The sequence below is a fragment of the Pseudomonas fortuita genome (genome assembly GCF_026898135.2).
Taxonomy (GTDB): Bacteria; Pseudomonadota; Gammaproteobacteria; order Pseudomonadales; family Pseudomonadaceae; genus Aquipseudomonas; species Aquipseudomonas fortuita.
On the sequence record NZ_CP114035.2, the window covers coordinates 1,848,076 to 1,857,362 of the forward strand.

Consider the following 9,287-nt stretch of genomic DNA (forward strand, 5'->3'; position numbering starts at 1 on the left):
ATGCGGCAGACCAAATTGACTAAGGCCGCGCGCGGCCGGGAGTGCCAGGTACGCATTCCTGGCGTGTGCAACGGAAACCCGGAAACCACCGTTCTGGCGCACTACCGCCTGGCCGGCACCTGCGGCGCGGGTATCAAGCCGAACGACCTGCAGGGCGCCTGGTCTTGCAGCGCGTGCCATGACGCTGTCGATTCGCGCAGGAAGACCACGTTCAGCCACGAAGAGCTGCGGTTGATGCACCTGGAAGGCGTAGTGCGAACGCTCGCCATCCTCGTGAGCGAAGGGAAGGTGGCCGCATGATCAGTCCAGCCATGATGTTCAGCGGCATCCCGATCTATGTCAGCGAGCACCTGCCAAGGACGAAAACCGTTCGCTGGCAGACAGAGCGGAAGTGGTGCCACTGGAAGAACGCTCCGGCCCTTCGTTACCGGAAGCGTGCGAAGGAAGTCCCTTGCGACACGATGATCATGTTGGGCGGCCGGGCGTTCGTCTCACCTGAAGCCCTGGCGAAGATCCAAGCCCAGCTGGGGAGGGCTGAACAGTGAAGCCGGCGATCATGAAGCCTGTACGGGCCAAGAAGCCTCGGGCGAAGCCTGTAGACCGGGAAGGCCCAGAGCAGGCCGCGTTGATGGAAGAAATCGCGCTTCGCTACCCGGACGTATTCGAGCTGATCTACCACGTACCGAATGGCGGCCACAGGCACAAGAAGGTTGCTGAAAAGCTGAAGGACCAGGGCGTGAAGGCCGGCATCCCTGATCTGGTGCTGCCGATGGCCCGGGGCGGCTATTTCGGCATGTACATCGAATTCAAGGCGACGGTTGACCCCGCGCCCGTCTCGCCCAGTCAGCAGGCGTGTATCCGGCGCCTAAATGATCAGGGCTATCTCGCCATCGTGTGCCGAGGGCACTTCGACGCTATGGAGCAGCTGCGGGCCTACTTGCTGCTGCCGAAAACGGAGGTTGCAGCATGACCAACACCGCCGCTGTGAAAATCAGCGATGCAGAGATTCGCCGGCAGGCCGCCGGCCAGGTGCGTGACCTGCGCGCTCTGGGCAACCACGGCCTGTATTTTCGCTTTCACCGTTCCCGGGAGCGCGGGTCTTGGTACCTGATCCACAAGGGCAAGTGGAACCTGATCGGCTCATACCCTGAGCTGAGCGCTGCCAAGGTGGCCGCTGCGCTGCCTGATATCCGCCTGCGGCTGGAAGCGGGTGAGGGTTCCAACCTATCGAGCTGGGTGCTGACCGGCGAGTTGCTGGCTTGGTTCGCTGAGCGCATGTCCCGCGACCGCAACCTGTCGACCAAGCGCAAGAGCACGGCGGCGTCGGCTATCAAGCAGCACCTGGTGCCGCGGCTCGGCCAGATCCCGCTGGCCCAGATCGACAAGGCGCTGCTCGACCGCGAGCTGATGTGGCCGCTGCAAGAGTCGTTGTCGATCGACTACGTGCGCCTCGTGTTCCAATTGCTGGCCTTGGCGTTCCGGCAGGCTCGCAAGCTCGGCAAGATCAGCTCGAACCCCATGGCCGGCATCCGCTTTGGTGATTTCTCCAAGGCCAAGGTCAAGGTCAAGCCGTCGCGCCTGCGTGGTGTGCACCTCGACGACCTGATGGCCCGCATGAAGAGCACGCTGGCCAACCGGCCGCAGCATGGCGTGCTGGCCCTGATGATGTTGTGCCACGGCACCCGACTGGGCGAAACCCGCCTGGCCCGCTGGAGCCACATCAGCCTGGCCGAGCGAGAGTGGTTTATTCCCGCCGAGCACACCAAGACCAGCGTGCAGCACCGTCTGCCACTGACCGACCAGGTGCGTTTCCTGCTGATGGCCTACCGCGAGATCCAGCGCAACGAAGGCTACGACGGCGAGTTTCTGTTCCCGGGGCGCCAGGGCAAGCCCATGAGCGAGGCCAAGGCATCCGCCGTGTTCACCGTTATGGGGCAGGGCGAGTGGACCAGCCACGACCTGCGCAAGCTGGCCCGCACCGGTTGGGCTGACCTGGGCGTCGACCACCTGGTGGGTGAGCTGCTGATCAACCATGCCATGGGCCACAACGTGAAGGTGTACATCCAGTCCGACGTCATGGCGCGCAAGCGTGAGGCGCTGGAGAAGTGGCACGCCCACCTTGATCAGAAGGGTTTCGCCTCGGTTCACGGCTTGACCGGTGATAGATCAACGGATTCATGGATTCTCTGCAAGGCCGCAGAGCGAGCGGGGTTCGGCGGACTTCCGGTATCCACCATAAGCGAGGATTCAAAATGAGCAGCGGCAACAGGATGCGCAATGACCTCCCGGCGCTGGTAGAGCAGGCAATCACTGGGCACCCAGGGTATGCAGAGTTTGCTGCCTGGTGCCAAAGCCAGCTGATTCACCCTTACCAGATCTATTTCTTGGTTTGGCAGGCCTCCCGGGAGGCAGTGGTGGTGGAGCTGCCACTGGCCATGGATGGGCAGATGTGGGTATCCCAGGTAGTTGAGTCCATTACCGCCCAAGGACTGAAGGTAGCTAAGTGATGAAGAACCACGGCCCAGCCTTCAAAAAGGCCGTGATCGAGCTGGACAAGTGCCCTTTGTGCCGTGGGAGAGCGGTCACCAAGGGTGTGTTCTACGAACTGCCATGCGACCACTGCAACGCCTCGGGCTTTGTGGCGGCTGCAACAGGCGAGGGTCTGGCGCTGGATGAGCTGGTGACCCAGCTGAGCATGGCCCTGCGGGCCGCGCATCGGCAGATCGAGCAATTGAAGAACCCTCAGGCATCCGGGCCTGAGGCTACATATCAGGGAAGCAACCGGCGCGGCGCCGGCGGCACCAACTACACCGGCGATTGAGGGGGAAGGACATGAGCAACGTAGAAAAGTCGGCTGAATACCTGCTGGAGCACTGGGGTCGCTGGGTTGTACTGGGCTCCGGCGTTTCGTGCTGCGCATCGCGGGAGAACACCATCCTCGATCCAATGATCACGGATGACGATGCCTTGTTCATTGACCGTCTGGTAGGCCGGCTCAGTAAGCGTTACCCAGAGTGCGGCCAGGTCATCATCAAGTACTACACCTCCCGCGACACCTCGCTCAGGGATGTTGGCAAGAAGCTTGGCTTTGGTGAGGAGAAGACCCGCCAGCTGTGGAAGGCAGGTGTGGCCTGGATCGATGGTGCGATCGAGATTCGTCGTGAAGCCGCTTGACAGCCCCGGTCCTCACCCGTATCTTTCGTGGTACTTTGCGGTAGGTGCGCGAGAGCAAACTCGTCATCCCCAGCAGCCTCCTTAGAGCCTCGGCATTCGCCGGGGCTTTTTCGTTTTCGGCTCCACCACACCCATCGCCCCGAGCTGGGAGTGCTGTTGGGGCCAAATCTATTCGCTCCCCAAAAGGGAGGAACCGAGATGCCAAACATGCCCGAGAAGGATCCTGGCCTGTGGGCCGCTGTGCTCACCTGGGTGCTGGCCCATCAGCCCCAGCTGTATGCCGCTGGCTTGTCGGTCGCGATCGCCGTCCTTCGGGTGGTGTATGGCGGCGGCACCCGCCGGCAGATGTTCTTGGAGGGCGCCTTGTGCGGCCTAATCACCTTGGCCCTGGTGCCGCTGCTCGAATGGATGGGCCTGCCACAGGGCATGGCCACCTTCGCCGGTGGCATGGTTGGTTTCATGGGAGTGGAAAAGCTTCGCGGCTACTCCGATCTGTTCCTGTCTCGCAAGGCGCAGGGGTAAACGATGAACCGAGACCAGATTGCGACAGCGAACAGCCTGTTCTTCAAGCGCGACCAGGTGCAGCGACGGTTGGATACGTTGCTGAGCGGTTCCGGTGTTGCACTTGCGATTACTGGTGACTACCAGACGCCAGAGGTTCTGGCGACGATTATAACGCCGCTGGCAGATCACTTCAGGAGCGAGCTGACCGCCATAGACGATCAGCTCAAGCTGATGGGGTGGAGCGGCGAGTAAGCGGCCGGCCTTCTGAGTCGCGCCACGACTTGGTGAAGCGCCATTTCGTGGCGGTTCAGTCTGTGCGCAGCAAAGGGAATAACTCCTCTGGGTTTCGTGATTCGGCATTCATCTTGTTGCACGTCTCTGCGGCTTCAGATCTGGTTTTAAAGCTGAACTTCCGTCTTTCCTTCTCCTGATTGTCATAGATATCAAAGCCGCCCGAAATGGTGGCGGCATAGAACCGGTTACCAATTTGGAAGGACTCGCCTTCGATTGGCACAGCCGGAACGATAACGAATCTTGGTTGCATGTTCGAGCCTCCCCAGGCAGATACCTAAGTATTAGATGCAATCATGAATGATCGCAGTCTGACTCATATAAGGTCGACGAATGGCAGGACGGCTCAAGACCCTCGATTCTCGAATCAAAGAGAGTATCGGTACACGAATCAAAGTTGTATCGCCGGGGAGTTGGCGAAGTGGCATGACCAGCTCCCAGCGTGGCTACGACTACAAGTGGCAGAAGGCCAGAGAGCAATACTTGCGCGACAACCCGCTATGCGTCTACTGCGAGCGGAGTGGCCGCACAACAGCGGCAAGTGTTGTCGACCACATCGTTGCTCACCGTGGAGACATGATTCTCTTCTGGGATCAGGCCAATTGGCAGAGCCTCTGCAAGCCCTGCCACGACTCGGTCAAGCAGGCCGAGGAGGCTGCCGGCCTAGGTGGCTGAGGCGTCAGCAGATCGTCGCGAGGCGGCCGGGCGAACTCATGAAGCACGTCAGTGACATGCTTCGAAAGGGGAAGGGGGGGAAAAAGCTAGGGGTTCTCATCTAGCTAGACCGCCTCCGACCCCACGTACACATTTTTTCCCGTTTCAGGAAAAGTTAACCATGGCTTTAACCGACAAGAAGCGGCGGTTTGTTGACGCTTTGCTGTCGGGTGCCACAAATCGCGAGGCGGCGATCGCTGCCGGATATTCGGAGAAAACCGCGTCGCAAGCGGGCTCCAAGCTTGCGAAGGACCCCGATGTCCTTGCTGAAGTCGGACGCCGGTTGAAGCAAAAGCAGGCTTCCAGCACCGAGGTTAAACCGTCTCGAAAAGTTAAAGCCGAACAACCTCAGGAGCAGCACGCCGATGAGCTGTCGTTAACCGAGACCGACGACCCGCGAGCCTTCCTCACTGAACTGATGAACGCAGAAGGCGCCGACATGCGCATGCGGCTGGAAGCGGCCAAGACGTTAATGCCTTATGTGCACGGCAAGGTCGCCGACCAGGGCAAGAAAGAGCAGAAGGCCGAGGCCGCCAAGCAGGTCGGTAAAGGCAAGTACTCCCAGGGCAAGCCGCCTCTCTCCGTAGTGAAGAACTGACCTATGCAATGGACAACCGCCTGCCCGGATTGGTGGAGGTGCCTGGCTGCGAGCGAATCAATCATCCCCGAGCCGCTGTTTCCAGACGAAGCTGAAGCCGGCCTCGACGTGTTCAAGGGGCTGAAGATCGTCGATGCCCCGGGCAGCCCCACCATTGAGGCTGCCTGCGCACCCTGGGTCTTGGCATTCGCCGGGGCCATCTTCGGCAGCTACAACAGCGAGACTGGCGAGCGTCTGATCCGCGAAGTGATGCTCTGCATCCCGAAGAAAAACAGTAAATCTACGATCGCTGCAGGGATCATGCTGACCGCACTGATCCGCAACTGGCGTCTTTCGGCTGAGTTCATCATCCTGGCGCCGACCAAGGAGATTGCCGACAACTCGTTCATCCCGGCCAAAGACATGGTCAACAATGACGACGAGCTGAAAGCGTTGCTGCATGTTCAGCCGCACCTGCGGTTGATCACCCATCGCGAGACCGGTGCCACCTTGAAGGTGGTGGCTGCGGATAGCGATGTGGTGGGCGGCAAGAAAGCCGTCGGTGTCCTCATCGACGAAGCTTGGCTATTCGGCAAAAACCCGAAAGCCGCTGACATGATCCGTGAGGCGACTGGCGGTCTGCTGTCGCGACCCGAAGGCTTCATCATCTGGCTCACGACCCAGTCGAATGAGCCGCCGGCGGGTGTGTTCCGCTCCAAGCTCAACTATGCACGCGGCGTGCGTGATGGCCGGATCGACGACAACCGCTTCCTGCCGATCATCTATGAGTTCTCTCAAGAGATGATCAAGAGCGGCGAGGCGCGGAAGCCTGAGAACTTCCACCTGGTCAATCCGAACATCGACTACTCCGTCGACCGCCCCACCCTAGAACGCCTGTTCATGCAGGCTGAACTGGATGGCGAGGCTGAGCTTCGCGGATTTTTAGCCAAGCATCTCAATATTGAGATCGGCCTCGCGCTGATGTCAGACGCATGGGTCGGCGCGGAGTTTTGGGAGGCTCAAGCTGCTACGTGGCTGAACCTTGATGAAATCCTCACCCGGTGCGAAGTGGTCGATGTTGGTGGTGATGGAGGCGGCCTTGATGACCTGCTCGGGCTGGCAGTGATCGGGCGGGAGGCGGGTACCCGCAGGTGGTTCCACTGGGCTCACGCTTGGGCACATCCTTCTGTTCTTGAACGGCGCAAATCTGAGGCTCCGCGACTCAGAGACCTGGAGAAAGCAGGCGACCTCACCATCGTCGAGCGTATTGGTGAAGACGTAGCGCAATTCGCGGCTATCGTCGCCCGGGTCAATGCCACCGGTCTTCTGGATAAGGTGGGGCTCGACCCTGCAGGGATTGGCTCTGTTCTTGATGCCTTGGCGGATGCTGAGGTCGAGGAAGACAAGATCGTCGGCATCTCCCAGGGCTGGAAGCTCACCGGCGCAATCAAGACGACAGAGCGCAAGCTTGCCGAAGGCACGCTGCTGCACTGCGGCCAACCGCTAATGGCCTGGTCCTGCGGTAACGCCAAAGGGGTGCCATCGGCCAACGCGTTCTTGATCACTAAGCAGGCTTCGGGCACAGCAAAGATCGACCCGCTGATGGCTACTATCAACGCCGTTTCTCTGATCAGCCTCAACCCTGAAGGCCGTGGAGGAATGGACAACTTCATGGCTGGCATTCGGGACCCACTGATCGCATGAACGCATTTCATATTTTCATCGCCTGCGCAGTGGTCGCTTTCTGCTTGGCGTGCAGCGGGGTCTGGATGCTGGCTGGTACCGGCTGGGCTTTGCTGGCCGGATCGCTGAGCTTCTTCTGCATCGCTGGCTTCATCCGCAGAGGGCTTGTCAGTGATTAAAACCCTATCCCAGGCATTGGGGGCTGCTGTTACCAAGCCTTCAGCCAGTATGAGTGAATGGCTGGGCAAGACCATCAAGCTGTCGGATGGAGGTTTCTGGAGTGCCTTCAACGGCGCCCAGTCCAGTAGTGGTAAGTCAGTCAGCGTCGATAAGGCCATGCGATTGTCCACAGTGTGGGCATGCGTTCGGATTATCTCGACTTCGGTAGCTGGCTTGCCGTTGAGCATCTACCGGCGGATGCCCGATGGTAGTCGAGAGAGCGCCCGTGATTTCCCGCTGTACGATGTTGTGCACAACAGCCCCAACGAAGACATGGCTGCCTTTCATTTCTGGCAGGCAGTCGTCGCCTCGATGCTGTTGTGGGGCAACGCCTACTGCGAGATCCATCGCTCTGCTGGGCGCGTCATCGCCTTGGACTTCCTGATGCCGTCGAGAGTCGATCTGGAGTTCGACGACGATGGACGGCTCAGGTATTTCTTCAAGCCCCGAAAGGGAGCCCGTCGAGAGATCCAGCGGCAGGACATGCTGCACATCCCAGCCTTTACCCTGGATGGCCGAGTCGGCCTTTCTGCTATTCGGTACGGTGCAGACGTGTTCGGTTCAGCGATGTCAGCAGACGATGCCGCCAACAGCACGTTCCGAAACGGCATGATGCCCACGGTCGCGTTTTCGGTCGACAAGACGCTCAACCCAGCCCAGCGCGTTGAGTTTCGTGAGTACGTGAAGACCATTTCCGGAGCGCTGAATGCCGGCAAGAGCCCTGTGCTCGAGCAAGGCGTGAAGCCGGAGATGATCGGCATCAACCCTGCCGATGCTCAGCTGCTCGAGTCGAGAGGCCACAGCATCGAAGAGATCTGCCGATGGTTCGGTGTTCCGCCCTGGATGGTGATGAAGACCGACAAGGGCAGCAACTGGGGCACAGGCTTGGAACAGCAGCAGATCGCGTTTCTCACCTACTGCATCATGTCCTTCACGGCGCCTATCGAGCAGTGCGTAAACAAGTGGTGCATGACGGCTGTCGACCGGATCAAGTTCTACGCAGAGTACTCACTTGAAGCGTTCCTGCGTGCGGACAGCGCTGGTCGCGCGGCCTATCTCAGCACGATGGGGCAGAACGGCTACATGACCCGAAACGAGGGCCGGCGGAAAGAAAACCTTCCGAGCATGCCGGGTGGCGATGTACTGACCGTGCAATCCAACCTGGTGCCACTTGACCAGCTGGGCAAGCAAAACGATAGCCAGGCCGCAAGGGCCGCATTGATGAACTGGCTCCAACAGCCGGAAAAGTAAATCACGGGAGCAATCCATGAAGCACAAGATCCAGTCTCGCGGCCTGCGCAGCGAGATGAGCCCGCGCGCGCTCGAAAAATGGAATCCCGCGATCCAGGCGGCCGTCGAGAACACCTCGGACACCATCACTGTTTACGGAGTGATCGGCGAAGACTGGTATGGCGAAGGCGTCACACTGAAACGAATCGATGCCGCTCTGCGGGCCATCGGCGAGCGAGATGTCACCGTCTACATCAACTCGCCAGGCGGCGACATGTTTGAAGGCATTGCTATCTACAACCGTCTGCAGGAGCACAGCCATCAGGTCACCACCAAGGTGCTCGGCATGGCGGCTAGCGCTGCTTCGATTGTCTTCCTGGCTGGCAAAAAGCGTGAGGTGGCCAGCAGCGCCTTCCTCATGATCCACAACTGCTGGACCTGGCTCGCCGGCAATCGCAACTACCTGCGCGATATCGCTGACGACATGGAGGAGTTCGACGCCGCGATGGCAGACCTCTATGCCGAGACCAGTGGCCAGTCGACAGAAGACATGGCCGAGCTGATGGACGACGAAACCTACATCCGCGGCAAGCGTGCCGTGGAGCTTGGCCTGGCCACCGGGCTGTTGTCGGCCACTGAAGTAACCGAGCGCGAAACCGAAGACGCCGCGCAGGCCAATGCGCTCAAGGCCATGGATGTAGCGCTGGCCAAGGGTGGAATGCCTCGCTCCGAGCGCCGCGAACTATTCGCCAGTTTCAAGTCCGGTATGCCTCGCGCTACCGGCGGGGGTACGCACAACGCTGCCCCGCCCGATAAGCCCCGCGCTGTCGCGCCAGACCTCTCCGCCTCTCTGAGCGCGGCAACCAATCTCCTCAATTCTCTGAAAGGAAAGTGA

15 protein-coding genes are annotated in these 9,287 nt (G+C 60.1%); 14 read left to right on the plus strand and 1 reads right to left on the minus strand.

Annotation, left to right across the window (positions count from 1 at the left end):
* From OZ911_RS08385 to OZ911_RS08425, 9 genes are all read left to right on the plus strand, one after another.
* Positions 1-300 carry a DUF1364 domain-containing protein gene (locus OZ911_RS08385; protein ID WP_031311908.1) on the plus strand — a complete coding sequence of 100 codons (300 nt, stop codon included), beginning with the start codon at positions 1-3 and terminating at the stop codon, positions 298-300.
* Entirely contained in the window at positions 297-545 is a 249-nt protein-coding gene (locus tag OZ911_RS08390; protein WP_023047631.1) for a hypothetical protein, read from the plus strand. The genes OZ911_RS08385 and OZ911_RS08390 overlap by 4 nt, the downstream gene beginning before the upstream one ends.
* On the plus strand, positions 542-970 hold the full coding sequence (locus OZ911_RS08395; RefSeq protein WP_023047632.1) for a VRR-NUC domain-containing protein: 429 nt from the start codon (positions 542-544) through the stop codon (positions 968-970). Before OZ911_RS08390 ends, OZ911_RS08395 begins: the two co-directional genes overlap by 4 nt.
* Positions 967-2,256, plus strand: coding sequence for a tyrosine-type recombinase/integrase (locus OZ911_RS08400; RefSeq protein WP_070086601.1), 1,290 nt, complete (start codon positions 967-969; stop codon positions 2,254-2,256). The genes OZ911_RS08395 and OZ911_RS08400 overlap by 4 nt, the downstream gene beginning before the upstream one ends.
* Positions 2,253-2,507, plus strand: coding sequence for a phiTE_015 family protein (locus OZ911_RS08405; RefSeq protein ID WP_016485698.1), 255 nt, complete (start codon positions 2,253-2,255; stop codon positions 2,505-2,507). The genes OZ911_RS08400 and OZ911_RS08405 overlap by 4 nt, the downstream gene beginning before the upstream one ends.
* Positions 2,504-2,821, plus strand: coding sequence for a hypothetical protein (locus tag OZ911_RS08410; RefSeq protein ID WP_042914264.1), 318 nt, complete (start codon positions 2,504-2,506; stop codon positions 2,819-2,821). Before OZ911_RS08405 ends, OZ911_RS08410 begins: the two co-directional genes overlap by 4 nt.
* Before the next feature lie 11 nt (positions 2,822-2,832).
* Positions 2,833-3,174 carry an antiterminator Q family protein gene (locus OZ911_RS08415; RefSeq protein WP_268968593.1) on the plus strand — a complete coding sequence of 114 codons (342 nt, stop codon included), beginning with the start codon at positions 2,833-2,835 and terminating at the stop codon, positions 3,172-3,174.
* Between the two features lie 198 nt (positions 3,175-3,372).
* Entirely contained in the window at positions 3,373-3,696 is a 324-nt protein-coding gene (locus OZ911_RS08420; RefSeq protein WP_010952643.1) for a phage holin, lambda family, read from the plus strand.
* Between the two features lie 3 nt (positions 3,697-3,699).
* The gene (locus OZ911_RS08425; RefSeq protein WP_016485700.1) at positions 3,700-3,930 is read left to right on the plus strand and encodes a hypothetical protein; all 231 of its coding nucleotides are present in this window, start codon (positions 3,700-3,702) and stop codon (positions 3,928-3,930) included.
* A gap of 55 nt (positions 3,931-3,985) precedes the next feature.
* Here OZ911_RS08425 and OZ911_RS08430 read toward each other — a convergent pair whose 3' ends face one another.
* Positions 3,986-4,222 carry a hypothetical protein gene (locus tag OZ911_RS08430; RefSeq protein WP_016485701.1) on the minus strand — a complete coding sequence of 79 codons (237 nt, stop codon included), beginning with the start codon at positions 4,220-4,222 and terminating at the stop codon, positions 3,986-3,988.
* A gap of 80 nt (positions 4,223-4,302) precedes the next feature.
* Here OZ911_RS08430 and OZ911_RS08435 point away from each other — a divergent pair, with 80 nt between their 5' ends.
* The 5 genes from OZ911_RS08435 (at position 4,303) to OZ911_RS08455 (ending at position 9,287) form a co-directional block, all read left to right on the plus strand.
* Positions 4,303-4,644: an HNH endonuclease gene (locus OZ911_RS08435; RefSeq protein ID WP_070086602.1), complete on the plus strand. Its 342-nt coding sequence runs from the start codon at positions 4,303-4,305 to the stop codon at positions 4,642-4,644.
* A gap of 160 nt (positions 4,645-4,804) precedes the next feature.
* A complete protein-coding gene (locus tag OZ911_RS08440) occupies positions 4,805-5,281 on the plus strand; it encodes a terminase small subunit (protein ID WP_023047638.1) in 477 nt (158 codons plus the stop codon).
* Between the two features lie 3 nt (positions 5,282-5,284).
* Positions 5,285-6,964: a terminase large subunit gene (locus OZ911_RS08445; protein ID WP_268968594.1), complete on the plus strand. Its 1,680-nt coding sequence runs from the start codon at positions 5,285-5,287 to the stop codon at positions 6,962-6,964.
* Between the two features lie 150 nt (positions 6,965-7,114).
* Complete coding sequence (locus OZ911_RS08450; RefSeq protein ID WP_268968595.1) at positions 7,115-8,413, plus strand: phage portal protein; 1,299 nt, start codon at positions 7,115-7,117, stop codon at positions 8,411-8,413.
* A 16-nt stretch (positions 8,414-8,429) separates the two neighbouring features.
* The gene (locus OZ911_RS08455; RefSeq protein ID WP_020190890.1) at positions 8,430-9,287 is read left to right on the plus strand and encodes a head maturation protease, ClpP-related; all 858 of its coding nucleotides are present in this window, start codon (positions 8,430-8,432) and stop codon (positions 9,285-9,287) included.

What these genes read in the sequence shown, in the direction of transcription:
- OZ911_RS08385 (WP_031311908.1), top strand. Translation starts at nt 1, where the DNA reads ATGCGGCAGACCAAATTGACTAAGGCCGCGCGCGGCCGGGAGTGCCAG.
- OZ911_RS08390 (WP_023047631.1), top strand. Translation starts at nt 297, where the DNA reads ATGATCAGTCCAGCCATGATGTTCAGCGGCATCCCGATCTATGTCAGC.
- OZ911_RS08400 (WP_070086601.1), top strand. Translation starts at nt 967, where the DNA reads ATGACCAACACCGCCGCTGTGAAAATCAGCGATGCAGAGATTCGCCGG.
- OZ911_RS08405 (WP_016485698.1), top strand. Translation starts at nt 2,253, where the DNA reads ATGAGCAGCGGCAACAGGATGCGCAATGACCTCCCGGCGCTGGTAGAG.
- OZ911_RS08415 (WP_268968593.1), top strand. Translation starts at nt 2,833, where the DNA reads ATGAGCAACGTAGAAAAGTCGGCTGAATACCTGCTGGAGCACTGGGGT.
- OZ911_RS08420 (WP_010952643.1), top strand. Translation starts at nt 3,373, where the DNA reads ATGCCAAACATGCCCGAGAAGGATCCTGGCCTGTGGGCCGCTGTGCTC.
- OZ911_RS08425 (WP_016485700.1), top strand. Translation starts at nt 3,700, where the DNA reads ATGAACCGAGACCAGATTGCGACAGCGAACAGCCTGTTCTTCAAGCGC.
- OZ911_RS08430 (WP_016485701.1), bottom strand. Translation starts at nt 4,222, where the DNA reads ATGCAACCAAGATTCGTTATCGTTCCGGCTGTGCCAATCGAAGGCGAG.
- OZ911_RS08435 (WP_070086602.1), top strand. Translation starts at nt 4,303, where the DNA reads ATGGCAGGACGGCTCAAGACCCTCGATTCTCGAATCAAAGAGAGTATC.
- OZ911_RS08440 (WP_023047638.1), top strand. Translation starts at nt 4,805, where the DNA reads ATGGCTTTAACCGACAAGAAGCGGCGGTTTGTTGACGCTTTGCTGTCG.
- OZ911_RS08445 (WP_268968594.1), top strand. Translation starts at nt 5,285, where the DNA reads ATGCAATGGACAACCGCCTGCCCGGATTGGTGGAGGTGCCTGGCTGCG.
- OZ911_RS08455 (WP_020190890.1), top strand. Translation starts at nt 8,430, where the DNA reads ATGAAGCACAAGATCCAGTCTCGCGGCCTGCGCAGCGAGATGAGCCCG.